Origin of the sequence: Streptomyces nanhaiensis (assembly GCF_046614825.1) — a bacterium.
Taxonomy (GTDB): domain Bacteria; phylum Actinomycetota; class Actinomycetes; order Streptomycetales; family Streptomycetaceae; genus Streptomyces; species Streptomyces radiopugnans.
The window spans coordinates 69319-92260 of record NZ_JBKJFM010000007.1; the positions used below are offsets into that span (position 1 = coordinate 69319).

At 75.4% G+C, this 22942-nt stretch carries 26 protein-coding genes; 11 read left to right on the forward strand and 15 right to left on the reverse strand.

What is annotated here, in order from left to right; all coding sequences use genetic code 11:
- Positions 1–69 precede the first annotated feature (69 nt).
- Positions 70–390 (forward strand): hypothetical protein, encoded by a 321-nt coding sequence (locus ACLIYP_RS04160; RefSeq protein WP_412711767.1) that lies wholly within the window; start codon positions 70–72, stop codon positions 388–390.
- Positions 391–426: 36 nt separating this feature from the next.
- Here ACLIYP_RS04160 and ACLIYP_RS04165 read toward each other — a convergent pair whose 3' ends face one another.
- The 5 genes from ACLIYP_RS04165 to ACLIYP_RS04185 form a co-directional block, all read right to left on the reverse strand.
- Positions 427–1305: a 5-oxoprolinase subunit C family protein gene (locus ACLIYP_RS04165; protein ID WP_412711768.1), complete on the reverse strand. Its 879-nt coding sequence runs from the start codon at positions 1303–1305 to the stop codon at positions 427–429.
- Positions 1302–1925, reverse strand: a complete 624-nt coding sequence (locus ACLIYP_RS04170) for a 5-oxoprolinase subunit B family protein (protein ID WP_412711769.1) — start codon at positions 1923–1925, stop codon at positions 1302–1304. Before ACLIYP_RS04170 ends, ACLIYP_RS04165 begins: the two co-directional genes overlap by 4 nt.
- Positions 1922–2677 (reverse strand): LamB/YcsF family protein, encoded by a 756-nt coding sequence (locus tag ACLIYP_RS04175; RefSeq protein WP_412711808.1) that lies wholly within the window; start codon positions 2675–2677, stop codon positions 1922–1924. The genes ACLIYP_RS04170 and ACLIYP_RS04175 overlap by 4 nt, the downstream gene beginning before the upstream one ends.
- Positions 2678–2798: 121 nt before the next feature.
- Positions 2799–3143 carry a DUF1232 domain-containing protein gene (locus ACLIYP_RS04180; RefSeq protein WP_412711770.1) on the reverse strand — a complete coding sequence of 115 codons (345 nt, stop codon included), beginning with the start codon at positions 3141–3143 and terminating at the stop codon, positions 2799–2801.
- Positions 3144–3269: 126 nt separating this feature from the next.
- A complete protein-coding gene (locus ACLIYP_RS04185) occupies positions 3270–3785 on the reverse strand; it encodes a metallophosphoesterase family protein (RefSeq protein ID WP_412711771.1) in 516 nt (171 codons plus the stop codon).
- A gap of 147 nt (positions 3786–3932) precedes the next feature.
- On the opposite strand from ACLIYP_RS04185, the gene ACLIYP_RS04190 reads away from it, so the two are divergent.
- Together ACLIYP_RS04190 and ACLIYP_RS04195 are read left to right on the forward strand one after the other, a co-directional pair.
- Positions 3933–4937 carry a Gfo/Idh/MocA family protein gene (locus ACLIYP_RS04190; protein ID WP_412711772.1) on the forward strand — a complete coding sequence of 335 codons (1005 nt, stop codon included), beginning with the start codon at positions 3933–3935 and terminating at the stop codon, positions 4935–4937.
- Between the two features lie 276 nt (positions 4938–5213).
- Complete coding sequence (locus ACLIYP_RS04195; protein WP_412711773.1) at positions 5214–8399, forward strand: glycoside hydrolase family 3 N-terminal domain-containing protein; 3186 nt, start codon at positions 5214–5216, stop codon at positions 8397–8399.
- 168 nt (positions 8400–8567) lie between these two features.
- Here ACLIYP_RS04195 and ACLIYP_RS04200 read toward each other — a convergent pair whose 3' ends face one another.
- The 3 genes from ACLIYP_RS04200 to ACLIYP_RS04210 form a co-directional block, all read right to left on the reverse strand.
- Positions 8568–9197: a histidine phosphatase family protein gene (locus ACLIYP_RS04200; protein ID WP_412711774.1), complete on the reverse strand. Its 630-nt coding sequence runs from the start codon at positions 9195–9197 to the stop codon at positions 8568–8570.
- Positions 9198–9242: 45 nt separating this feature from the next.
- On the reverse strand, positions 9243–10136 hold the full coding sequence (locus tag ACLIYP_RS04205) for a hypothetical protein (RefSeq protein WP_412711775.1): 894 nt from the start codon (positions 10134–10136) through the stop codon (positions 9243–9245).
- Positions 10137–10207: 71 nt separating this feature from the next.
- Positions 10208–10966, reverse strand: coding sequence for a hypothetical protein (locus tag ACLIYP_RS04210; protein WP_412711776.1), 759 nt, complete (start codon positions 10964–10966; stop codon positions 10208–10210).
- Between the two features lie 138 nt (positions 10967–11104).
- Between ACLIYP_RS04210 and ACLIYP_RS04215 the strand changes: the two genes are divergently transcribed.
- Positions 11105–12289, forward strand: a complete 1185-nt coding sequence (locus ACLIYP_RS04215) for a lactonase family protein (RefSeq protein WP_412711777.1) — start codon at positions 11105–11107, stop codon at positions 12287–12289.
- 60 nt (positions 12290–12349) lie between these two features.
- Here ACLIYP_RS04215 and ACLIYP_RS04220 read toward each other — a convergent pair whose 3' ends face one another.
- A complete protein-coding gene (locus tag ACLIYP_RS04220; RefSeq protein ID WP_412711778.1) occupies positions 12350–12745 on the reverse strand; it encodes a DUF302 domain-containing protein in 396 nt (131 codons plus the stop codon).
- 186 nt (positions 12746–12931) lie between these two features.
- Here ACLIYP_RS04220 and ACLIYP_RS04225 point away from each other — a divergent pair, with 186 nt between their 5' ends.
- The 3 genes from ACLIYP_RS04225 (at position 12932) to ACLIYP_RS04235 (ending at position 15501) form a co-directional block, all read left to right on the forward strand.
- Positions 12932–14296 carry an MBL fold metallo-hydrolase gene (locus ACLIYP_RS04225; RefSeq protein ID WP_412711779.1) on the forward strand — a complete coding sequence of 455 codons (1365 nt, stop codon included), beginning with the start codon at positions 12932–12934 and terminating at the stop codon, positions 14294–14296.
- Between the two features lie 84 nt (positions 14297–14380).
- Positions 14381–14740 (forward strand): rhodanese-like domain-containing protein, encoded by a 360-nt coding sequence (locus ACLIYP_RS04230; protein WP_412711780.1) that lies wholly within the window; start codon positions 14381–14383, stop codon positions 14738–14740.
- The gene (locus tag ACLIYP_RS04235) at positions 14737–15501 is read left to right on the forward strand and encodes a sulfite exporter TauE/SafE family protein (protein WP_412711781.1); all 765 of its coding nucleotides are present in this window, start codon (positions 14737–14739) and stop codon (positions 15499–15501) included. The genes ACLIYP_RS04230 and ACLIYP_RS04235 overlap by 4 nt, the downstream gene beginning before the upstream one ends.
- Positions 15502–15580: 79 nt before the next feature.
- Here the strand turns inward: ACLIYP_RS04235 and ACLIYP_RS04240 are convergent, their stop codons facing one another.
- Positions 15581–15871, reverse strand: coding sequence for a metal-sensitive transcriptional regulator (locus ACLIYP_RS04240; RefSeq protein ID WP_412711782.1), 291 nt, complete (start codon positions 15869–15871; stop codon positions 15581–15583).
- Positions 15872–15951: 80 nt separating this feature from the next.
- Between ACLIYP_RS04240 and ACLIYP_RS04245 the strand changes: the two genes are divergently transcribed.
- The 4 genes from ACLIYP_RS04245 (at position 15952) to ACLIYP_RS04260 (ending at position 19274) form a co-directional block, all read left to right on the forward strand.
- Positions 15952–16518: a rhodanese-like domain-containing protein gene (locus ACLIYP_RS04245; protein ID WP_412711783.1), complete on the forward strand. Its 567-nt coding sequence runs from the start codon at positions 15952–15954 to the stop codon at positions 16516–16518.
- 150 nt (positions 16519–16668) lie between these two features.
- Positions 16669–17721: an NAD(P)-dependent alcohol dehydrogenase gene (locus tag ACLIYP_RS04250; RefSeq protein ID WP_412711809.1), complete on the forward strand. Its 1053-nt coding sequence runs from the start codon at positions 16669–16671 to the stop codon at positions 17719–17721.
- A 178-nt stretch (positions 17722–17899) separates the two neighbouring features.
- The gene (locus ACLIYP_RS04255; RefSeq protein ID WP_412711784.1) at positions 17900–18565 is read left to right on the forward strand and encodes a helix-turn-helix domain-containing protein; all 666 of its coding nucleotides are present in this window, start codon (positions 17900–17902) and stop codon (positions 18563–18565) included.
- Positions 18566–18692: 127 nt separating this feature from the next.
- A complete protein-coding gene (locus tag ACLIYP_RS04260; protein WP_412711785.1) occupies positions 18693–19274 on the forward strand; it encodes a tyrosine-type recombinase/integrase in 582 nt (193 codons plus the stop codon).
- Positions 19275–19371: 97 nt separating this feature from the next.
- Here ACLIYP_RS04260 and ACLIYP_RS04265 read toward each other — a convergent pair whose 3' ends face one another.
- From ACLIYP_RS04265 to ACLIYP_RS04285, 5 genes are all read right to left on the reverse strand, one after another.
- A complete protein-coding gene (locus ACLIYP_RS04265) occupies positions 19372–20238 on the reverse strand; it encodes a cytochrome c biogenesis CcdA family protein (protein ID WP_412711786.1) in 867 nt (288 codons plus the stop codon).
- Positions 20235–20993, reverse strand: coding sequence for a DsbA family protein (locus tag ACLIYP_RS04270; protein WP_412711787.1), 759 nt, complete (start codon positions 20991–20993; stop codon positions 20235–20237). The genes ACLIYP_RS04265 and ACLIYP_RS04270 overlap by 4 nt, the downstream gene beginning before the upstream one ends.
- A gap of 110 nt (positions 20994–21103) precedes the next feature.
- On the reverse strand, positions 21104–21598 hold the full coding sequence (locus ACLIYP_RS04275) for a hypothetical protein (RefSeq protein WP_412711788.1): 495 nt from the start codon (positions 21596–21598) through the stop codon (positions 21104–21106).
- A gap of 114 nt (positions 21599–21712) precedes the next feature.
- Complete coding sequence (locus ACLIYP_RS04280; RefSeq protein ID WP_412711789.1) at positions 21713–22147, reverse strand: hypothetical protein; 435 nt, start codon at positions 22145–22147, stop codon at positions 21713–21715.
- A gap of 297 nt (positions 22148–22444) precedes the next feature.
- The gene (locus ACLIYP_RS04285) at positions 22445–22921 is read right to left on the reverse strand and encodes a VOC family protein (protein WP_412711790.1); all 477 of its coding nucleotides are present in this window, start codon (positions 22919–22921) and stop codon (positions 22445–22447) included.
- Between the last annotated feature and the right edge of the window lie 21 nt (positions 22922–22942).

Sequence of the window (22942 nt, forward strand, 5' to 3'; positions counted from 1 at the left end):
GCCCCGCCCACCGGGTACCTGCGCCGTGCACCCGAACGCGACACACCGCGAGGACAGAGGACAACGGCCATGGGCGAGAAGAACAGGCACCACGAGCAGGGCGAGGGCGAGCACGGCCACGGGGCCGAGCGCCGCGCCGACCCGGCCGACCGGGGCCCCGGAGCCCACTCCGGCCGGGAGACGCGGATGGAGCACCGCACCGTCCCCGGCACGGCGAGCGCCGCCGAGGGCTTCTCCGGCGGCGGCACCGTCGAGGGCGAACCGCTCAAGGGCGTCGAGGCCGAGGAGAACGCTTCCGGCAAGGCCCGGCGGGCCGAGGAGGACGCCTCGGGCGCCCCGGGCAGGGCGGGGCGGACGGACACCGGCGCCGGCCGGGAGTCCGGAGGCTGAGCCGCCCGGCGCGGGGCCACGGCGCACCCGGCGCGCTCAGCGCCCCAGGGGAACGAAGCGCACCTTCAGCCCCGGCACCGCCTGCGCCGCCGCCGCCAGGGCCTCCCGCGGCACCACGCCGATCACCGGATAGCCGCCGGTGGTCGGGTGGTCGGCGAGGAAGACGATCGGCTCACCGCCCGGCGGCACCTGCACCGCGCCCGCCACCATGCCCTCGCTGGGCAGCTCGCCCCTCACCGACCGCTCCAGGGCGGGCCCCTCGGTCCGTAGCCCGACGCGGTTGCTCTCGGCGGACACCCGGTAGACCCCGCGGGCCAGAGCGCGCAGCGCGGAGGGGGCGAACCAGTCCTCGCGCGGCCCGGGCACCAGCGGCAGCACCAGCTCGTCCGACGGCGGACCCGGCGCGGCGGAGGCGACCGCGTCGGCCCAGGGGACGGGCCCCGGCGCCGGTCCCACCGGCAGCCGCGCCCCCTCCGACAGCGGGGCCGGGCCGAGCCCGGACAGCAGATCGGTGGAGCGGCTGCCGAGCACCGGCTCGACGCCGACCCCGCCGGCCACCGCCAGATAGCTGCGCACCCCGGCCCGCGCGGCGCCGACGTCCAGCACCGCCCCGCCCGGCACCCGTACCGCCGCTCCCCACGGAGCCGGACGGCCGTCGATCCGCACCGGGCACGGAGCGCCGGTCACCGCCGCCACCACGGCGCGGTCCGGGCGCACCGCGCACCCGGTGAGGGTGGTCTCCAGCGTCGCCGCACCGGGCGCGTTGCCCACCAGGCGGTTGGCGAGCCGGTGGGCGGGGGAGTCCAGTGCCCCCGAACGCGGCACCCCCAGATGGGCGCGGCCCACCCTGCCCAGATCCTGCACGGTGGTCAGCGCCCCCGGCCGCAGGACCTCCAGCACCCCCGCGCCGCTCACGGCACCGCCTCGAACCGCACCCGGGCGCCCGGGGCCAGCAGCGCGGCCGGCTCCCGGGAGACGTCCCACAGCACCGCGTCCGTCCGGCCGATCAACTGCCAGCCGCCCGGCGAGGTGCGCGGATACACCCCCGTGTACGCCCCGGCCAGACCCACCGAGCCCGGCGGCACCGAGGTGCGCGGGGCGGTGCGGCGGGGCACGCCCAACTCCTCGGGCAGCCCGGTGAGATAGCCGAACCCGGGAGCGAAGCCGCAGAAGGCGACCCGGAACTCGGTGCGCGTGTGGATCGCGACCGCCTCCTCCTCGTCCACCCCCCACAGCGCCGCGACCCCGGCCAGATCGGGGCCGTCGTAGCGCACCGGCAGCACCACGGCGGCCGAGCCCGCCGGGACGGCGTCGGGGAACTCCCGGTCCCGCAGCCACTCCGTCAGCGACCCCGGGTCCTCCAGTCCGTCCAGCAGGACGGTGGCCGCCGCCGGGACGATCTCCTCCACCGGCGGCAGCCCGCCGGTCTCCCGCAGCCGCACCAGCTCGGCGTGGAGGGCCTGGGCCCGCTCGGTGCTCCCCACCTCCAGCAGCAGGGCGCGCCTGCCCACGGGCAGCACCCTCGTCACCCTCATCGCGCGAACGCCTCGATCCGCACCCCGGCCTCCGCGAGGGCCTGCCGCACCCGCCGGGCGAGCGCGACGGCGCCGGGGGTGTCGCCGTGCACGCACAGCGACCTGGCGCCTGCGGCCACCCGCCCGCCGTCGCCGGTTGCCACGCTCCCGTGCAGCGCGATGCCCAGGGCCTGGGACACCACGGCGTCCGGCTCGTGGATCACCGCACCCGGCTCCCGCCGGGACACCAGCGTTCCCCGCGCGGTGTAGCCGCGGTCGGCGAACGCCTCGGCGACCGCGGACAGCCCGGCCTCCTCGGCGGCCCGCAGCAGCAGCGACCCGGGCAGCCCCAGCACCGGCAGCTCCCCGCCCGCCAGCAGCACCCCGGACACCACCGCCCGGGCCTGGCCCTCGTCGTGCACCGCGCGGTTGTAGAGCGCGCCGTGCGGTTTGACGTACGCCACGCGCGCCCCGGCGGATTCGGCGAACACCCGCAGGGCGCCGATCTGGTAGGCGATCTCGTCGGCCAGTTCGTCCTCCGGGACCTCCATCGCCCGCCGCCCGAAGCCCGCCAGGTCGCGGTAGGCGACCTGGGCGCCGATCGCCACCCCCCGCTCGGCCGCCTGCGCGCACACCCGGCGCATGGTGGAGGGATCCCCGGCGTGGAAGCCGCACGCGATGTTGGCGCTGCTGACGACCGAGAGCAGCGCCTCGTCGTGGGTGAGCTCCCACCGCCCGAAGCCCTCGCCCAGATCGGCGTTGAGATCGATCACCGAGGCCGTGCCCTCCGCCGGACCCACCGAATCCACCGGAGCCGCCGCCCCCTCGTCCCGCTGTGTCATGGGACGAGGGTAGTTCCGGGACGCGGGCGGGCGGGGCGCGCGGGCGCGCCCGTCAGCGCCGGCGGCGCGCCTCCGGGGTGTTCGGGATCCTCGGGGGCGCCGCTTGCGCCTCTCCGGGGGCCCGCCCGTACCTCCGCGCCACCCCGCTCAGGTGGTGGAGGGCGAGCAGCAGCAGGCCGACGTCGTCCAGGTACACCGGATCCGGGAGCAGATCGACGGGGAAGACCGTGTAGAGCAGCGCCCCCCAGAACGCGGTCCTGGCGCTCACGGGGACGTCCGCGCCGCGCAGGAGCAGATAGGTGCGCACCAGCCTCACCAGGAGGACCGCCGCGACGGCCAGCGTCGCGACGGCGAGCACCGCGCCGGCGGCGACCAGTACGACCTGCCAGCTCTCCAACGGACCTCCTCGCTCGTCGTCCGGCCGGCGGCCCGGGGCCGGACGGTGTCCCTCCCCTCTTCTGCTCGCCGCCTCCGCGCGGAAACGCGCGGGGCCCTGGGCCCGGGGACGGCGGCGCTCGGCCGCTCAGCCGCGCGGCGGCAGCCGGTGCAGCTCGACCGCCTCCAGCCGCCCCGCCTCCACCACGGCCGTCAAACAGGTGCGGTACGGCTGGGAGCGGCGGTCGGTGGGCGAGCCGGGGTTGAGCAGCCGCAGCGGCGTGCCGGCGGCCGTGGTGGCGGTGGTGTCCCAGGGGATGTGGCTGTGGCCGAAGACCAGGACGTCCAGATCGCCGAAGCGCTCGGCGCACCGCTTCTCCCGCCCCTGCTTCGGGCCCGTCTCGTGGACGACGCCCAGGCGCAGCCCGTCCAGCTCCGCACGGGCCACTTCCGGGAGCCGGGCGCGCAGTCCGGGCCCGTCGTTGTTGCCGTACACCCCGATCAGGCGCCGGGAGCGCTCCTGGAGGAGGTCGAGGGTGGCGGTGTCCACCCAGTCCCCGGCGTGGACCACCACGTCCGCCTCCGCCACGCGCGCCATCAGCTCCTGCGGCAGCCGCCCGGCGCGCTTGGGGATGTGGGTGTCGGACATGATCAGCACGAGCACGGTCCCACCGTAACCCGCACGCCCTCGTCGCCCCGCTCCCCGCCGCCCCCGCGTACACCATGCGGACAGCCCGGCCGCGCGCCGCGCGCCCGCCGTAGGGTGACCGCGACACGCCCAAGCCGGAACGGCCCGCACCCGGGGGAGCACATGACGCGCACCGACGACACGATCAGATGGGGCATCCTCGCCACCGGCGGCATAGCCGCGGCCTTCGCCCGCGACCTCGCGGCCCTGCCCGGCGGCGAGCTCCTCGCGGTCGGCTCGCGCTCGCCCGAGTCCGCCCGCCGCTTCGCCGACGAGCACGGCGTACCGCGCGCGTACGGCAGCTGGGCCGAACTGGCCGCCGACCCGGACGTGGACGTGGTCTACGTCGCCACGCCCCACTCGGCGCACCTGGAGGCCGCCGCCGTCTGCCTGGAGGCGGGCAAGGCGGTGCTGTGCGAGAAGCCGCTGACCCTCAACCTCGCCCAGGCGCGGGAGATGGTCGCGCTGGCGCGCCGCAGGGGCGTCTTCCTGATGGAGGCCATGTGGACCTACTGCAACCCGGTGGTCCGCCGCATGCTCGAACTCGTCGCCGACGGAGCGATCGGCGAGGTGCGCTCGGTCCACGCCGACTTCGGCATCGTCGCCCCGGCGGACGCCTCCCACCGCCTGCGCGATCCCCGGCTGGGCGGCGGCGCCCTGCTGGACCTGGGCGTCTACCCGGTCTCCTTCGCCCACCTCGTCCTGGGCGAACCCTCCTCCGTCGCCGCCTGGGCCCATCTGACGCCCGAGGGCGTGGACGAGACCACCGGCGTCCTGCTGGGCTACGACAGCGGTGCCGTCGCCACCCTCTCCTGCTCCATCGCCTCCGCCAGCCCCACCGTGGCGGCCGTCAGCGGCACCAGGGGGCGCATCGAGCTGCCGCACGGCTTCTTCGCCCCGGAGTCGTTCGTGCTGCACCGCGAGGGGCGCGAGGCCGAGGAGGTCCGGGTGCCGCGGGCGCGGGCGCGGGGCGGCACCGGCTACGGGCCCGAGGCGGCCGAGGTGATGCGCTGCCTGCGGGAGAAGGAGACGGAGTCCCCGCTGGTGCCGCTGGACGGGACGCTCGCGGTGATGGCGACGCTGGACGCCGTCCGCGAGCGCGTCGGGGTCCGCTACCCGGGGGACTGACGGCCCGCCGGGCGTCCGGCGGGCGATGTGTGCCGGGGGTCTCCGGGGCGGTCGGGAGCGCCTTGGAGGCCCCTCATCTGCCATGATTTCGAGAGCGCTCTCATCCTTCGGTGGACAACCGTCCTGGGAGGGCTCCCAGCTCCAAGAGGTTTACTCATCAAGGGTCTTGACGGCCCATCCGGGCGCGTACAGGATCAACGCCGTGCACATGACAGTGCGCTTGCGCCTCCGTGTGTTCAAGTGCTGAAAACGCCGACCGTGCCCGAGGGAGCCGCCATGGGACAGCCGCTGCACACAGGACCGGACCCCAGGGGAGGAGGCCGGCGAAGGCGGCGCGGACGAACGGCCGCCGGAACCCTCGGCGCCCTCCTCGCCCTGCTCGCCTCCGGCCTGACCCCCGCCGCGTCGGCCGCCGCGCAGGACCGCGTCCTGGACGACTTCGACAACGCCGTCCCCGGCCCGATCGGCACCTACGGCAGCACCCCCGAGGACACCCCGAGGCTCAGCCAGGTCGCCGCCGAGGCCCGCCCCGGGGCCAACGCCTTCAACCGCGCCATGCGCGTGGAGTACGACATCACCGCCTGGGGCGGCTTCGACCACGCCCTGACCGGCGCCGAGGACTGGAGCGGCCACGAGGGCTTCTCCTTCTGGGTGAAGGGCACCGGCAGCGGGGAGCGCGTCCAGTTCGAGGTCAAGGACGGCGGCCCGAACGCCGGTCAGGCCGAGCTGTGGGCCGGCTACTTCACCGACGACACCGACGGCTGGAAGCAGGTGCGCACCCCCTTCGAGGACTTCGTCCGGCGCCCCGACTACCAGCCCGCCGGCGCCCCGGACGACGGCGTGCTGGACCTGACCCGGATGTGGGGCTACGCCGTCAACCTGCCCACCGCCTCCGGCGCCCTGGAGTTCGACCAGGTCGAACTGTACGGCGTGGGCGGGGTGCGGGCCCGCGTCGCCACCGACCGGCCCGTCTACACCGTCGGCCACGGCGGCACCGCCACCGTGAAGGTGTCGGTGGGCACCACCGGCGACGTACCGCTGGCCGAGCCCGTCACCGTCACCTACGGCACCGGCGAGGGCACCGCGGAGCCCGGCGAGGACTACACCCCGGTCGAGGGCACCCTCACCTTCCCCGCAGGAACCCCCTCCGGCACGGTGAAGACCTTCACCGTCGACACCGAGCGCAGCGCGGAGCCCGCCACCGCCAAGACCATCCCCATCACCCTCTCCGCCGACGGCGCACGCGCCCCCGACGACCTGCCCACCGTCGTCATCGACGCGCACGGCCTGCCGTACCAGAACCCCCGGCTCCCGGTGCACAAGCGGGTCAAGGACCTGCTGTCCCGGATGACGCTCGACGAGAAGATCGGCCAGATGACCCAGGCCGAGCGCGGCGCCCTGGAGGCGCAGGACCACATCGCCTCCTACGAGCTGGGCTCGCTGCTGTCCGGCGGCGGCTCCAACCCGGCGCCCAACACCCCCGAGGCCTGGGCCGACATGGTCGACGGCTTCCAGCTGCGCGCCCGGCAGACCCGGCTGCAGATCCCGCTGATCTACGGAGTCGACGCCGTCCACGGCCACAACAACGTCGTCGGCGCCACCGTCTTCCCCCACAACACCGGCCTCGGCGCCGCCCGCGACCCGAAGCTGGTCGAGGACACCGCGCACGCCACCGCAAGGGAGGTCCGCGCCACCGGAGTCCCCTGGAACTTCAGCCCCTGCCTGTGCGTCAGCCGCGACGAGCGCTGGGGACGGGCGTACGAGGCCTTCTCCGAGGACCCGGCACTGGTCACTCGGCTGGCCACGGCCGTCGAGGGCTACCAGGGCCGCGCCGACGGCCGTGACCTGAAGGACGCCGACCGGGTGCTGGCCACCGCCAAGCACTACGTCGGCGACGGCGGCACCGAGTTCGGCTCCTCCACCACCGGCACGTACACCATCGACCAGGGCGTCACGAGGACGACGCGCGAGGAGCTGGAGGCCGTCCACATCGCCCCCTTCACGGAGGCGGTCGACGAGGGCGTCGGCACCGTCATGCCGTCCTTCTCCAGCGTGGACTTCCTCGGCGACGGCGAGGGCCCGGTCAAGATGCACGCCCACGCCGACCTGATCACGGACGTCCTCAAGGGCGACCTCGGCTTCGACGGATTCGTGATCAGCGACTGGCAGGCCATCGACCAGATCCCCGGCGACTACGCCTCCGACGTGCGGACCTCCGTCAACGCCGGACTCGACATGATCATGGTCCCGTACGACTACGAGGGCTTCACCTCCACCCTGCGCGAGCAGGTCGACTCCGGCGCCGTGCCCACGGCGCGGATCGACGACGCGGTGACCCGCATCCTCACCAAGAAGTTCCAGCTCGGCCTGTTCGAGAAGCCCTACGCCGACCGCACCCACCTGGACTCCGTCGGCTCCGGCCCCCACCGCGAACTGGCCCGCAGGGCCGCCGCCGACTCCCAGGTGCTGCTGAAGAACGACGGGAACCTGCTGCCGCTGAGCGGCGACGAGAAGCTCTACGTCGCCGGCTCCAACGCCGACGACATCGGCAACCAGGCCGGCGGCTGGACCATCTCCTGGCAGGGCTCCTCCGGCGACATCACCGAGGGCACCACCATCGTCGAGGGCATCCGCCAGGTCGCCCCGGACGCCTCCGTCACCTTCAGCGAGGACGCCTCCGAGCCCACCGACGGGCACCGGGTGGGCATCGTGGTGGTCGGCGAGACCCCGTACGCCGAGGGCGTCGGCGACGTCGGAAACGGGCACGACCTGGAACTGTCCGAGGCCGACAGGAAGGCGATCGACACCGTCTGCGGCGCCATGGACTGCGCGGTGCTGGTCGTCTCCGGCCGCCCGCAGATCATCACCGGCCAACTGGGCGACATCGACGCCCTGGTGGCCTCCTGGCTGCCGGGCACCGAGGGCACCGGGGTGGCCGACACCCTCTTCGGCGAGCGGCCCTTCACCGGCCGCCTGCCGGTGAGCTGGCCGCGCTCGGCCGCCCAGGTCCCGGTCAACGTCGGCGACGCCTCCTACGACCCGCTCTACCCGTACGGCTGGGGCCTGCGCACCGACAGCGCCCGCGACCGCCTGGAGGACGTCCGCGACGAACTGCTGGAGCGCCGCGACGCCGCCTCCCGCGTCGCCGCCGTCCACGTCCGCCTCGCACTGAAGAACCGGCACTGGAAGTCCGACGGTACGGTCCGCGGCGCGGACGCGGTCCTGAAGCACCTTTCCAAGGCCGCCGCCCTGCTGGAGAAGTCGAAGGCCGACTCCTACCTCCAGGCGGACGAACTGGCCTCGGTCGCCCGGGACATCGCCCAGGCCGCCCTGCTGAAGGCCGGTGACGGCGCCGCGGCGGAGGCCGCCGCCCGCACCGCGGACGCCGACCACGCCCTGGCCTCCGGCGACTACGCCAAGGCGATCCGCCACCTGACGGAGGCCCACCGCCTGGCCCGCTGACGGTCCGCCCCACCCGTCCGAACCGGTCCGCCGGGCCCCCGCTTCCAGCGGGGCGCCCGGCGGGCCGCCGTTTTCCCTGGGGCGCACCCCGCCGCGTCGCGCGGCCGGGGCGCACCGCGCCGGAGCGACCGGCTCGGCCCGTGCACCCACCGGGGGACGACGTCCCGTTCACCCGCCGAGGTGGCCGGTGTCGCCGAGGCCGGCGACCTGGCGGTTGTGGAAGAAGTCGTCCTCACGGAGGAGGGTGATGCTGCCGGACGGCGCCCGGAAGACGACGGATCCCAGCGACTCGAACGGCATCCCGATCCAGAACGCCACGACGAAGGTCAGGGCGAAACCGTGCGTCACGATGACCTGGTGCTCGCGCGGGCGCCGCAGGATCTCGTCCATGGCCGCGTAGACGCGCCGCGCGCACTGCGCCCTGGTCTCGGCTCCCCGTACGCCCTCGTGGTGGCCCATCCGGTCCCCGGCGGCCGGTGGCGGGACGAACCGCCGGTCCAGCCACTCCTGCGGCCTTCCCTCGGCCTCCCCGTAGGACTTCTCCCGCAACCTGCCGTCCAACAGTGTTTCCACGCCCAGCAGTTCGGCCACGCGGTCGGCCGTCTGCCGGGCGCGCAGCAGGTCGGAGGAGACCACCTCCACCTCGGCTCCCTCGGGGATCCGGGCCCGTAGCGCCCGGGCGACGGCGACCGCCGCGCGCCTGCCCGCGGGCGTGAGGGGCGAGTCGTGCCACCCGCCGACCACCTTCTCCACGTGGTGTGCCGCCTCCGGGTGGGTGATGACGTGGACGCTGCGCATCGAGTGGACTCCTGCCGGAAGCGGCCGCCGCGGGAGGACGGGCCGTCAGCGGCCGCAGCCCACGCGCTCGGTGGACAGCGCCAGGTCGTCCAGGAGCAGGTCGTAGGAGCCCGGAGTGGGGTCGCCCTGGTAGAGCTGCCAGCCGATGCGGACGGTGTCGACGTCGGGGAGGACGAAGTCGACCGGGTTGCCGCCGTGGCGGGTGGTGGTGACGGTCAGGTCCGGCTTGGGCTCGCCGTCGATCCAGACCGAGACGCGGTTGTCGTCCGCGTCCATCTCCCACTCCAGGCACGTCCACTTCCCGGCCTCGGCCGGGGCGGACTCGCGCCAGTCGGTCCAGTCGCCCGTCGGCCCGCCGTCGGAGCCCACGCCCCACAGCTGCGCTCCGTCGCCGACGGTCGGCACGTACTGGCCGCCGATGGGCCGCACCACGCTGCCGTCGCCGCGGCCGGTGGCCTCGACCAGGGTGAAGTGGGCCCAGTCCGGGGCGGTGGGGAAGGCGTCCACGCGGACCCGCATCCGGCCGAAGAAGCTGTTGCCGGGGGCGTCGAAGTCGTCGACCTCCAGGAAGGCGTGGCCGTTGCCCTCGGTGCGCAGGTGCAGCACCTGCCCCGGCCGGTGCTTCCCGGCGTGGCGGCGGTCGCGCCCGGTGGACCGCTCCACGGCCAGCGTGCCGTGCCGGGTGTCCACGCCCCAGTCCGGGCTGGTGCCCGCGCCGCGCGGCAGGTCCTCGAAGTCCTCGCAGAACAGCACGGTGGGGGAGGGGGCGCAGCCGCGGTGCGGCAGGCGGTCGCCGGGACGGTCATGGGAGGAGTGTGCGGGGGCGGCGCCGCCCGTGGCGGCGAGGGTGGTGACGGCGGCCAGGGCGAGGGCGCCGAGCAGGCCGGCCGGCCGCCGGGAGGTGCGGGGCCGGCGGGGCGGGCGGGGCAAGGAGCGCATGGGAGTTCTCCGTCGGGTGGTCGGGACTGCCGAACCGCTCTGGGAGCGCTCCCATGCGGTCGTCCGGCACCCTACGGCAACTCGCCCTCCGCGGAAAGGAGTTGAAGGGCAAAGGGGGGCGCGGGCGGCCCGGCCGCCCGCGCCCGGCGGGCGTCACGCCCCCGCGCCGACACGGGACCGCAGGTTCTGGAACTGCCGCACCTGCATGATGAAGTGCGCCGGTTCGCCCACCAGCAGGTCGAACGGCCTGGTGATCCTCCGCGGCCGCTCCGGCCGCGGGTGCGGACCACCAGGCGCGTCCCGCCCTCGGGGGCCGGCCGGAGGTGGAAGGCCCAGATGCCGTCCGCGTACACCCGGGGCGGGGCCGCGGTCGGCATGTCGAAGGAGTGGCCGGACGGCAGTTCCAGGTCCGAGCGCAGCACCAGGGTCCGGTTCGGTTCCAGCAGCGCCACGGTGAACCAGGCGCGGCCGTCGCGCGTCGCGGCCAGCCGCTGCCCCTCGGACAGCTCCTGCCACTCGGGCACGAGGCGGTCCGCGCTCGGCTCGCCGTAGTGGTCCAGCCTGTCCCAGCTGTACCAGCCGCCGCGGTCGCCTCCCATCTGCGCCAGCCAGCCCCAGACCTCCTCGGGCGGCGCCGGGAGGGTGGTGGCCATCGTGGAGGTGCTGGTGGCGTCGGGGACGAGGTCGTCGCCGGGGTAGGTGCTCGCGGCCTCCTCCTCGGTCGCCCCCCAGGTCAGCAGCCGGGGGCGGAGCCAGAACGCGTAGAGCGCGGAGGCCGCGGAGGTCATGGTGAGGGGGAGCAGGCGGGCTCCCCGCCGGTGTCCACTCATGCCTCCAGGATCACGCCGCCGCCCGTGCCCCGCCACTCGACCGGTGGACACCCCCTTTTCCGGGAGGGCTTCCCCGGAAGGGGAGGGACGGTGATCCTTGACGGACGCTCTGGAACCGATCCCACACCGGAGGAAGCGATGAACGGACAGCACCGCCCGACACGGCGCACGGCCCTGGCCCTGGCGGGCGCGGCCGCCGCGGGCCTGGCGTACGCACCGGACGCCGCCGCGCGGCCGGGGGGCGGGGAGGGGCGGCGGTTACGGGTCTACCTGGGCGCCTACACCGGCGGCGCCCCCGGTCACGGCATCGGGGTGGCGAGCGCGGACCCGGAAACCGGTGCCCTGCGGCTGGAGTCGGTGGTCCCCGCCGAGGACCCCTCCTTCCTGGCGCTGTCGGCGACGGGCCGGGTGCTGTACGCCGTCAACGAGGTGGAGGAGGGCCGGGTGTCGGCCTACGCGCTCGCCCCGGACGGCGCCGTGCGGGGTTTTCTGGGGCAGTCGCCCAGCGGCGGCGCCCACCCCTGCCACCTCGCCCTCCATCCCGGCGGACGCCATCTGTTCACCGCCGACTACACCTCCGGCACGGTCGGCGTCGTCGAGCTGCGGCCCGACGGCGCGCCGGGGGAACTGGTCCAGGTGGTGCGCTACACCGGTTCCGGCCCCGACCCCGAGCGGCAGGACGGGCCGCACGCCCACATGGTGCTGCCCGATCCCACCGGAGAGCGGCTGCTCACCGCCGACCTGGGCACCGACACCGTCCGCGTCCACCGCTTCGACGCCCGGCGCGGTCTGCTGACGGACGGCGCCGAGACGCGCATGGTGCCCGGGTCCGGCCCGCGCCACCTGGCCTTCCATCCCTGCGGGCGCACCGTGTACGTACTGGGCGAGCTGGACTCCACGCTCACCTCCTGCGCGTACGACCCGGCCCGGGGCACCCTCGCGCCCGTCGCCACCGTGCCGATCCTGCCCCGGGGCGCCGGTCCCGCGGGCACCACCGCCGCCGAGGTGCTGGTCTCGGCGGACGGCCGGTTCGTGTACGCCTCCAACCGGGGCCACGACCTCGTCACCGTCCTCGCCGCGGGCGCGTCCGGCGGGATCCGCCCGCGTCCGGTCTCCCACCACCCCTGCGGCGGGAGGTCGCCCCGGCACATCGCCTTCGGGGGCCTCGGGGCGGCGCAGCGCCTGCTGTACACGGCCAACCAGGACTCCGGCACGGTCGCGCTCCTGCGCCGGGACCCGGCGAGCGGTGCCCTCGCCCCGGCCGGGGAGCCGCTCGCCTTCGACCGGGCGGTGTGCGTGCTGCCCGCGCGACGGGGCCGGTGAGAGGGCTCCCGCCCGGAGCCGCCACGGCTCCGGGCGGGGGCTCGGGCCGGCGGGCGCGCTTCAGTCCCGGGAGGTCAGGGCGGCCAGGGCCGCGTCCAGGCGCCGGGTGGCCTCGGAGGCGACGGGCTCCATGGCGGGCAGCCCGGTGAGGGTCACCATGGTGCCGGGATCGAGGGCCTGGACGACCGTCTGGTCGCCGTCGCGGCGCACGACCACGTTGCACGGGAGCAGCAGGCCGATGTTGCGGTCGCTCTCCAGTGCCCGGTGGGCCAGCTGCGGGTTGCAGGCGCCCAGGATCAGGTAGTCCTCGATGTCCTGGTCGAGCTTCTTCCTCAGGGTGGCGGTGACGTCGATCTCGGTGAGGACGCCGAAGCCCTGCTCTGCCAGCGCGTCGCGGACGGCGGCCACGGTGGTGTCGAAGTCGGTGCCCACCCGGACGGTGCGGTCGTAGCTCACGTCGTGAATCTCCTGTGCTCGGTGGTGTCGCGGGCCGGTGCGCCGCGTCCGTTTCCGCTCGTCCCGGCGGGTACCCGCCGGGTGAGGGGCTACGCGGCGCCCTGACTCCCAAAATACCCCCCTGGGTATGTGTTACGGTGGTGATCACATCCCCCGGGGGCAGAGTGATCCGGAAGGAGCAACACCGTGTTCTTCGTCGACACCGTGGAGATCCGGGGACTGGGCAACCGCGGCTACCTGGCCGGGGGCCGGTCGGCGGCCGTCGTGGTGGACCCGCCGCGCGACATCGACCGGATGCTCGCACTGGCGGCCCGGCGGGAGGTGCGGATCGCCCTCGTCGCCGAGACCCATGTGCACAACGACTACGTCACCGGCGGGCTGGAGCTGGCCCGGGTGACTGGCGCGGAGTACCTGGTGCCCGCCGGTGCCCGTGTGTCGTACCCCCGGACGCCGGTGGCCGACGGCGACACCGCCGGGATCGAGGAGGGGCTGGTGCTGCGCGCGCTGGCCACCCCCGGCCACACCCCGCACCACACCTCCTACGTCCTGGAGGAGGACGGGCGCGCGGTCGCCGCCTTCACCGGCGGCTCGCTGCTCATCGGCGCCGTCGGGCGCCCGGACCTGGTCGAGCCCCGCATGACGCGCGAACTGGCCCGCGCCCAGCACGCCTCCGCCCGCCGGCTGGCCGACGAGCTGGACGACGACGTGCCCGTGATGCCGACCCACGGCTTCGGCAGCTTCTGCTCCTCCACCCAGGCCGAGGGCGACTCCACCACCATCGGCAAGGAGCGCGAGGCCAACGACGCGCTGGTCAAGGACGCGGACGAGTTCGTCGCCGACCTGCTCGCCGGCCTGGACGACATCCCCGCGTACTACGCCCACATGGGACCGGTGAACTCCGCCGGACCGGAACCGATCGACCTCACCCCGCCCCGGCGCGCGGACGCGCAGGAGACAGCCGCCCGGCTGGCCGCGGGGGAGTGGGTGGTGGACCTGCGCAGCCGGGTGGCGTTCGCCGAGGGGCATGTGGCGGGTGCGTACAACTTCGAGGCCGACGGCAAGCTCGCCACCTACCTGGCCTGGCTGATCCCCTGGGGCAAGCCGGTCACACTGCTGGCCGAGAGCTTCGAACAGCTCGCCGACGCCCAGCGGGAGCTGGCAAGGGTCGGCATCGACCGACCCGCCGCGGCCGCCACCGGCGGCCCCGCCGACTGGCTCGGCGACGGCGAGGAGCCGCGCTCCTTCCCCCGGGCGGCCTTCGCCGAGCTGGCCGGCGTCCGCGAACGTGGCGAGGAGGTGGTGGTGCTCGACGTGCGCCGCGACTCCGAGCGCGCGAACGGCCATGTCGAGGGGTCGGCCCACATTCCCGTCCACCAACTCCACGAGCGCGTCGGCGAGGTGCCCGACGGGACCGTCTGGGTCCACTGCGCCAGCGGGATGCGCGCGGCGATCGCCGCCTCGATGCTGGACGCGGCCGGCCGCGAGGTGGTCGCCGTGGACGATCCCTTCGACGCGGCGGAGCAGGCCGGGCTGACCGTCGTACGGCCCTGAGAGGCCCTCACGGACTCCCGTCCGCCCGCCGGGGGCGCCTCCCGACCACCCGCACCACCCGCACCATCCACAGAGGAGAGCACCATGTCCCTGTTCCGCCGCGGCCCCGGCCGCGTCGACCCGGCCGAGGCCGACCGGCGTACCGCCGAGGGCGAGGCCGTCCTGCTGGACGTGCGCGAGGACGCCGAGTGGAACGCCGGCCACGCCCCGCACGCCGTCCACCTGCCGCTGTCCCGCCTGGCCGAGGGTGCGCAACTGCCCGGCCATCTGAAGGGCAGGCCCGTGGTGGCCGTCTGCCGTTCCGGCAACCGCTCGCAGAAGGCCGCCAGGCTGCTGGCCGAGCGCGGTGTGGAGGCGGTGGACGTCACCGGCGGCATGGCCGCCTGGGAGAGGCAGGGCCTGCCCGTGCGCGACGGACGCGGTCGCCCCGGCACCGTCGCGTGACCGTCCCGGCCCTGGTCCTGGCCCTGGCGGCCGGGGCCGTGGTCGGATGGTCGCTGGGCGCGCTGGGAGCCGGCGGCAGCGTCCTGACCGTGCCCGCCCTGATCTACCTGCTCGGCTTCACCCCGGCCGAGGCCACCACGGCCTCCCTGCTGATCGTCGCCGTGACCTCGCTGACGGCCCTGACCGCGTACGCACGGGCCCGTCAGGTGCGCTGGAGGGCCGGGACCGTCTTCGCCGCCGCCGGGCTGCCGCCCGCGGCCGCGACCGGCGCCGTGGCCACGGAGGTTCCCCCCGCCGTGCTGACCGGGGCCTTCGCGGCCGTGGCCGCCGTCGCGGCGACCGCGATGTTCCGCGGCGCGTCGGCGGAGGGGGGCGAGGGGGCGGAGGAAGGCGGTGTGCGGCCGGTACGGGCGGCCGGAGCCGGCGCGGGGCTGGGCGCGCTGACCGGACTGCTGGGCGTGGGAGGGGGCTTCCTCGCCGTGCCGGCCCTGCGCACCGTCCTGGCCCTGCCGATGCGGGCCGCGGTGGGCACCAGTCTGCTGGTGATCACGGCGAACGCCCTGGCCGCCCTGGCCGCCCGCGGCGACGCCGCCGAAGGCATCCACTGGGCGGCGCTGCTGCCCTTCGCCGGTACCGCGGTCCTGGGGGCCTGGGACGGCAGGCGGCTGGCGGCCAGGGTCCCCGCCCGCGTACTGCAGAGGGTCTTCGCGGTCGTACTGCTGGCGGTGGCCGCCGTGATGCTCGCCGACGCCCTGCTGTAGCCCCTCGCCGGTCCCGGTCCCGGCCCGCGCCGCCGTACGACGCGGGAGGGCGGACCGGAGCCGGAGCCGGGGCAGGGGATCAGGCCAGGGAGAGGAAGAGCTTCTCCAGCCGGGCCCGCATCTGCTCGCGGTCGAGGGCGGCCGCGGGGTCGCCGTCGGGGTTCTCGGCCAGGCAGCGCTGCAGACCGGTGGCGATGACCGCGAAACCGGCCTTGTCCAGTGCCCGGGAGGCCGCCGCGAGCTGTGTGACGACCTCCTCGCAGTCCCGCCCCTCCTCGATCATCTTGATCACTCCGGCGATCTGGCCCTGCGCCCGGCGCAGCCGGTTGACCACCGTCTTCAGTTCCTCGGCCGCCATCGCCAGTTCCACGGAACCTCCCCTTTCATACCCCACCGGGTACCCTACCTGCTGGGTCGTCCTCCCCCGTACCGGAAGGAAACATCTCACACATGTCCCCCGCCCCCGCACTCAGCGTCGAGCAGAGCAGCTCCCGCATACACGAGCTGACCGTCGTCGACGTGCGCACCCCCGGCGAGTACGCGTCCGGCCACCTGCCCGGCGCCCACAACATCCCCCTGGACCGCCTCCAGCAGGCACTGCCCGCCCTGCGGACCGCCTCCGCCCGCGGCGACCTGCTGGTGGTGTGCGCCTCCGGCGCCCGCTCGGCGACCGCCTGCGCCGTCCTGGCCGAGCACGGCATCACCGCCGCCACCCTCGAGGGCGGCACCGCCGCCTGGACCGAGCGCGGCCACGACCTGCACCGGCCCGCCGGCGCCCGTACCGCCTGGGCCATGGAGCGGCAGGTCCGGCTCGCCGCCGGCTCCCTGGTCCTGCTGGGCCTGATCGCCGGCCGCCGCAGGCCGGCCGCGCGCATGGTCTCCGCGGGCATCGCCGGCGGCCTGGTCTTCTCCGCGCTCACCGACACCTGCGGCATGGCCCGTGTGCTGGCCAAACTGCCCCACAACCGCCCCCGGCCCGCCGACCTCGACGCCACCCTGGCCGCCCTGGCCGGCTGACGCGCCCCCGCACCCCTTCCTTCCCTTTCCTTCCCTCCGTACGTTCCGTCCCGCCCCGCGGCCCGGTGGTGTCGCACCGGTACTCCGCGGGTACCGCGGGGCGGGACGGCTTCGAGGCCGTGTACGGATGGGAGGAAGCGGATGTCCGAGATGACCGCGGTGCGGCTCACCGGCTGGCAGAAGCCCCCGGAGGTGACCCGGGTCCCGGTGCCGGAACCCGGCCCGGGAGAGGTCCTGCTGAAGGTGGCGGGCGCGGGCGTGTGCCACTCCGACCTGCACGTCATGGACTGGCCCGCCGGTGCGCTGCCCTACGACCTGCCCTTCACCCTGGGCCACGAGACCTCCGGCTGGGTGCACACCCTGGGGCCCGGCACGCAGAACACCGGACTGCGCGAGGGCGACGCGGTGCTGGTCTACGGCCCCTGGGGCTGCGGTGTGTGCCCCGCCTGCGCCCGGGGTGCGGAGAACTACTGCCGCCGGGCCGCCGAACTGCGGGCCGCCGGCGGAGGGCTGGGCCTGGACGGCGGCATGGCCGAGTACATGCTCGTCCCCTCCGCCCGGCTGCTCGTACCGCTGGGCGACCTGGACCCGCGCACCGCCGCCCCGCTGACCGACGCCGCGCTGACGCCCTACCACGCCGTCAAGCGCTCCCTGCACAAGCTGGTGCCGGGAACGGCGGCGGTCGTGATCGGCGTCGGCGGGCTGGGGCACATGGCCGTCCAGCTGCTCAAGGCCCTCGGCCCGGCCGACGTCATCGCCGTCGACGTGGCCCCGGACAAGCTGGACCTGGCCGCCGGGGCGGGCGCCGACCACTGCGTGCCCGCCGGGGAGGGGGACGCGGACCGGATCCGGACCCTGACCGGCGGCCTCGGCGCCACCCTGGTGCTGGACTGCGTCGGCGCCGACGCCACGATGGCCACCGCCGCCGCGTGCGCCGCCGTGGAGGCCGACATCACCGTCGTCGGACTGGCCGGCGGCACCCTGCCCGTCACCTTCGGGGCCGTGCCCTTCGAGGCCGCGGTGTCGATCCCGTACTGGGGCACCCGGCCGGAGCTGGCCGAGGTCGTCGCCCTCGCCCGTGCCGGACGGATCCGCCCGCACGTGGAGGTCCACCCGCTCGGCGAGGCGGGCGAGGTCTACCAGCGGCTGCGCGACGGCCGGGTCGACGGCCGGGCGGTGCTGGTGCCGACCGCCGAGGCCTGATCCGGCGCCCGCCCCGGCGTTCCGGCGCCCCGCCGTCCCGCCGTCCGCCGATCCCGCCCGTGAGTGTGCCCCTTCGGCCCTCATGAGGGAGGTTGCGATCGGGTATCCGTGCACGGGTATCCGATCGCCACGGCGGAGCCCGCGCCGGGCGGAGGGCTCGAGGAAGGAGGCGGTGGCCGTGTCCGACAAGGAGCACCACGGACTGCCGGACCCCGGTGACATCGGCCGGCGGGTGGCCCTCCAGCGCGAGCGGCTGGGCCTCACCCGGGAGGAGGCCGCCGTACGGGCCGGTATGGCACCGGGGTACCTGGAGTACCTGGAGGAGCACCCCTCGGCCCCGAGCGGGCCGGGACTGCTCAGGCTGGCCGCCGCTCTGGAGACCTCCGTGGAGTGGCTGCGCGGCGGCGGCACCAACGCCCCGCCCGGGCGGGGGCGGGCCTCGGGCCGCCCCCGGTACCTCGAACTCGACGAGGAGGAGTGCTGGGCCAGGCTCTCCACGCACGGCGTGGGCCGCATCGCGGTCACCACCGCGGACGGCCCCGCCATCATCCCGGTGAACTACCAGGTCGCCGACGGCGCGATCGCCTTCCGCACCAAGCCCGGCTCCGCGCCCTCGGCGGCCGTGGGACACGAGGTGGCGTTCGAGGTCGACTACGTGGACGACGCCTTCCGGCGCGGCTGGAGCGTCCTGGTCGTCGGCCGCGCCCGGGCCGCGGGCGAGGAGGAGGCCCGGCACCTGGCCGGACGGGAACCCAGTGAGCCCTGGGCCGGGGGAGAGGAGCGCGACCTGTGGGTGGTCGTCCGCGCCGAACGCGTCACCGGACGCCGCATCCACACCGAGTGACCGGCTGGGCGTGACCGGCGGGGCGTGACCGTCCCGCCGGAGAGGGACGCCGTCGTGCACAAGAAATAATGTGCCAAGCGTACGATGACCCGGAAGGATCCGAGCGGACGCGAACAGGACGGAGACCATGACGGCCGGGCAGGCGGAAGAGGCGAAGGGGCCGGGCGGAGCGGCGGAGGCCCGCTACCCCAGGCCTCCGGTGTCCCTGGAGGAGGCCGAGTGGGTGTGGCGGACCCTGGCCTCGCAGGCCGTGGAGGAGCGCGCGAAGCCCGAGACGGTGCGGCTGGCCGTGGTGACCGGGCTGGCCCGGGCCAGCGGGGCGCGCTACGGCGATCTGCTGCGGTGCACCGTGCGGTCGCTGGACCTGGGGGCGGGGTGGGTGGACGTCGAGCACGGGAAGCACCGCGTCCCGCGCCGGCACGGCCTGGACGCGGGAACGGTGCTGGTGCTGCGCCGCTGGATGGACGTCCGCGCCGACCTGTGCGCCGAGCTCGAGGGGTCGGTGCCCGAGGCGCTGCTGCTGACGGTGCACCACACGCACGACAACGGGGTGACGGTCGCTGCGGGGCTGCCCATCACCAGGCAGGGCCTGGTGCTCTCCTGGCGCCGCTTCGTGTACCGGACCAACGCCGCCCACGCCGGCCGGCGGCCCCCGCTGCCCACCCGCTTCGAGCAGCTGCGCCGCGCCTGGACCACCGCCGGGCTCTGACCCGCCCGCCCCGGTGCCCGGGCCCCCGTCCCCCTGCCGTCGCCGTGAGGGTACGGCCGGGGGGCGGGAGCGCCGGGCGGGCGCGAGGCGGCCGGCCTCAGTCGGTCCGGCCGGCCGCGTTCCTCTCCGGTTCCGTGCCGGCCGCCCGGCCGGGGGAGCGCCACGCCCGGGCCAGCAGGGCGGCGGCCGCCAGGGCGGCGGCCCCGGCCAGCACCGCGGCGTCCGGGATGCCGCCGAACCGGTCCGCCACCCATCGCTGCAGTGCGAACTCCTGGTCGACGCCGAGCGGCGAGGGCAGCGCGGAGGAGCCGTCGAAGACCAGGAAGACGGCGCCCAGCAGGATGAAGAACAGTCCGGACACCAGCGAGAGGCTGTGCGTCTCCAGTGGTCCGAGGCGCAGGGGGCGGCCGCGCAGCCACCGCCTGCGCCCCAGTTCGAAGCGGTCCCAGAACAGGGCCAGGACGAACAGGGGAACGGCCATGCCCAGGGCGTAGACGGCGAGCAGGGCGCCGCCGTACCAGGGGCTGCCGCCGACGGCGGCGACTGTCAGGACACCGCCCAGGACGGGCCCGGCGCAGAAGCCCGCCAGCCCGTACACCGCGCCCAGGGCCAGGACCGACAGGGGCGAGGAGGGCCGGACGCCGGCCGCGGCCGCCTGCATCCGGCGCGAGGCGAACCCGAGGCCCAGGATCTGGGCGACGCCGAGTGCGACGATCGTCCAGCCGGCGACGGCGACCAGCAGGTCGCGGTTGCCGTAGAACAGCCGGCCGGCGAAGGAGCCGGCTGCGCCCAGCGGGACGAGCGTCAGGCACAGGCCGCCGTAGAAGACCGCGGTCCTGCCCAGCAGCCGGGCCGGGCTGTTGAAGGAGTAGGCGAAGAAGGCCGGCAGGAGCAGGGCGCTGCACGGGCTGAGCAGGGCGAGCAGCCCGCCGGCGAACGCTGCGAGGTATCCGATGTCGCTCACCTGCCGTGCGCCTCCGCCGCCTTCTTCGCGCCCTCGACGGCGTCGGTGAAGACCTCGGTCGGCTGGGCGCCCAGGATGGGCCGGTCGTTGACCAGGAAGGCGGGGGTGCTGGTGACGCCCAGTTCGTAGCCCTCCCGGGTGTCGCGCTCGATCGCCTTGCCGGCGGCGTCGCTCTCCATGTCGGAGCGGAATTCGTCCAGGTCCTTCACCCCGGCCTCGCGGGCCATCCGCACGAGCTCTTCCTCGGCGAAGCGGCCGCTGTTCATCTTGCCCTCCTCGCTGTAGGCGATCTCGTGGAATTCCCAGAAGCGGCCCTGGCGCCCGGCCGCGTACCCGGCCCGTGCGGCGTTCTCGGACTCCTCGCCGAAGATCGGGAAGTCGCGCCACTCGATGCGCAGCACGCCGGACTCGACGTACTTCTCGATCAGTTCCGGCTCGGTGTCCCGGGCGAACTTCCCGCAGAACGGGCACTGGAAGTCGGCGTACTCGATCAGCACCACGGGGGCGTCGGGGCTGCCGAGGGCGTTCGGGTCGCCGTCGTCGCGGCGGGCGAGGGCGAGGAGGTCCTCGTCGGGGGGTGCGGTGTCCCGCGGTGTCTCCACCCGGGCCGCGGGCTCCTCGCCGCCGGGACCGGAGGCGCCGCCCAGGGCCGACACCAGGCCCAGGACGAGTGCGAGGACGAGAACGGCGACGGCGGCCAGGACGCCGCGCCCGCGGCGTGTGGACGTGCTGGAGGTGCTGGACGTGGAGGGCATGGCGGAGCTCCAGGAGGAACGGGAACGGGGAGGAGGAACGGGAGGAAGTGGCGGAGGGCAGGGGGAGCAGGAGGAAAGAGGCCTGCCGGAGGCCCTGCGGGCGGCGGCGGTCAGGCCGCGGGGGCCGTGTCCCGCGCGGAGGTGCGGCAGGCGAGTTCGCCGGTCAGCCGTTTCACCGCCGCCACGGCCAGCAGTGCGACCGAGGCGAGCGCGAGGAACGGCTGGAGGGGGGCCCAGATGCCGAGCGCGCCGGAGGTGCCCAGGGCCATGAGGACGAACTTGTTGCACACCGGGCAGCCGACGGCCAGGAACGACAGCACGCCGCCGATGGAGCCCGAGCGCGACGCCCGGGGGTCGGCGGGGGCCTTGACGTAGGTGGCGATGACGATGCCGGCCAGGACGGCCGTGGCGGCGAGCGCCGGGTAGTTCCACCACAGCGTCGGGGTCATCCGGGAGAAGAGCGGATTGGGGATGACGGCGGTGGGGAGGCCGATCAGCAGGGCGGTCAGGGCGGCGCCGCCCGCCGCGGCGCCCCGGCGCAGCGGGGTCCACGCCGCGAGGGCGGTGCCGGCCGTGCGCAGGGTGCGCGGGACGGAGGAGAGCATGGGGAAGATCCTGTCCTGTCGTGACGCGGAACCGTTGGACCGGAGGGGCCGGGAGCGGACCGCGGGTGAACGGTGGCGACGGCGGGGCCGGGGAGGGCGGCCCCGGGACAGGGTCTAGATCCTCAGGACGGTGAAGGAGCGCGAGGCGTGCGGGCCTGGGCCGGCCCGGTCCGCGGGGGCCCTGGCGCCGTGGACGTCCGGGTCCGCGCAGAGGGGGCGCCCGTGGACATCTGGGGCCGCGGCGGGGTCTCCCGCGCCCGTGGCCGGAACGACCGCCGGTGCGTTCCCGTCGCCGCCGGAGCACGAGGGGGAGCCGCCGTCGCCGCCGGTCGCGGGCAGGGCCGCGGTCCGGTCGGTGTACGCGGGCGCAGCGGATGCGTGGGACCCCTCCGCGGGGGTCGGGGCCGCGGCGGTGACGGGCGCGCCGCCCCGGTGGGCCGGGGAGGCCGGTGTCTGGACGCAGAGCACCGTCAGTACGGCGGTGAGGGCCAGGGCCGGCACGCAGACGGCCCACGGGGAGGTGCCGAGGAGGCGGCGGAAGACGTGCATCGCCTGCGCTTCCCCCTTCCCGCCCCTTCCCGCAGGGATCGGTCGGCGTGGTGTGTGCGCCCCGGCGGGATGCCCGGGGACGTCCGGCAGCGTACAGGACGGCGCCGGACGTGGATCTTCCCTCCCTTCGCCGTGCGATGGAGGGGGCCGTGACGCGGACGCCCTCGTTTGTATACCCGGCGGGGTATGAATGTCCAGGGGGCGCACGGCCGACCCCGGTGCGCATGGAGCGCCGCCCGCCCGCAGGCGTGCCGGGTGCCGCCGCGGGGACCGGTCACCGGCGGGGACGGCGGGTGCTCACTTCCTGGCGGCCTCCCGCAGCGCCTGGACGTCGATCTTCTTCATGCCGAGCATGGCCTTCATGACCTGCTGGGACACCGCCCGGTCGGGGTGGCTCAGCAGCTCGGTCAGCTCCCGCGGGACGATCTGCCACGACAGGCCGTAGCGGTCCTTGAGCCAGCCGCACACGCTCTCCTCGCCGCCGTCGGTGAGCCTGGCCCACAGCTCGTCCACCTCCGCCTGGTCGGCGCAGTCCACCGAGAGCGAGATCGCCTCGCTGAAGGTGAACTCCGGGCCGCCGTTGAGCCCGATGAACTCCCGGCCGGCGAGTTCGAAGGTGACCGTCATGACCGATCCCGGCTCGCCCGGCCCGGCCTCGCCGTAGTACTGGACGTCCGTGATCCGGGAGTCGGGGAAGAGGGACGTGTAGTACCGGGCGGCTTCCTCGGCGCGGCCGTCGAACCACAGACAGGTCGCGATCTTCTGCTTCTGCATGGCGTGCCCTCCTGGCATGCG

Coding starts and splice junctions, on each gene's coding strand:
- ACLIYP_RS04200 (WP_412711774.1), bottom strand. CDS start 9,197: ATGCGCAGCGTCCACGTCATCACCCACCCGGAGGCGGCACACCACGTG.
- ACLIYP_RS04190 (WP_412711772.1), top strand. CDS start 3,933: ATGACGCGCACCGACGACACGATCAGATGGGGCATCCTCGCCACCGGC.
- ACLIYP_RS04210 (WP_412711776.1), bottom strand. CDS start 10,966: ATGAGTGGACACCGGCGGGGAGCCCGCCTGCTCCCCCTCACCATGACC.
- ACLIYP_RS04250 (WP_412711809.1), top strand. CDS start 16,669: ATGACCGCGGTGCGGCTCACCGGCTGGCAGAAGCCCCCGGAGGTGACC.
- ACLIYP_RS04280 (WP_412711789.1), bottom strand. CDS start 22,147: ATGCACGTCTTCCGCCGCCTCCTCGGCACCTCCCCGTGGGCCGTCTGC.
- ACLIYP_RS04275 (WP_412711788.1), bottom strand. CDS start 21,598: ATGCTCTCCTCCGTCCCGCGCACCCTGCGCACGGCCGGCACCGCCCTC.
- ACLIYP_RS04245 (WP_412711783.1), top strand. CDS start 15,952: ATGTCCCCCGCCCCCGCACTCAGCGTCGAGCAGAGCAGCTCCCGCATA.
- ACLIYP_RS04195 (WP_412711773.1), top strand. CDS start 5,214: ATGGGACAGCCGCTGCACACAGGACCGGACCCCAGGGGAGGAGGCCGG.
- ACLIYP_RS04160 (WP_412711767.1), top strand. CDS start 70: ATGGGCGAGAAGAACAGGCACCACGAGCAGGGCGAGGGCGAGCACGGC.
- ACLIYP_RS04230 (WP_412711780.1), top strand. CDS start 14,381: ATGTCCCTGTTCCGCCGCGGCCCCGGCCGCGTCGACCCGGCCGAGGCC.
- ACLIYP_RS04205 (WP_412711775.1), bottom strand. CDS start 10,136: ATGCGCTCCTTGCCCCGCCCGCCCCGCCGGCCCCGCACCTCCCGGCGG.
- ACLIYP_RS04270 (WP_412711787.1), bottom strand. CDS start 20,993: ATGCCCTCCACGTCCAGCACCTCCAGCACGTCCACACGCCGCGGGCGC.
- ACLIYP_RS04170 (WP_412711769.1), bottom strand. CDS start 1,925: ATGAGGGTGACGAGGGTGCTGCCCGTGGGCAGGCGCGCCCTGCTGCTG.
- ACLIYP_RS04285 (WP_412711790.1), bottom strand. CDS start 22,921: ATGCAGAAGCAGAAGATCGCGACCTGTCTGTGGTTCGACGGCCGCGCC.
- ACLIYP_RS04215 (WP_412711777.1), top strand. CDS start 11,105: ATGAACGGACAGCACCGCCCGACACGGCGCACGGCCCTGGCCCTGGCG.
- ACLIYP_RS04260 (WP_412711785.1), top strand. CDS start 18,693: ATGACGGCCGGGCAGGCGGAAGAGGCGAAGGGGCCGGGCGGAGCGGCG.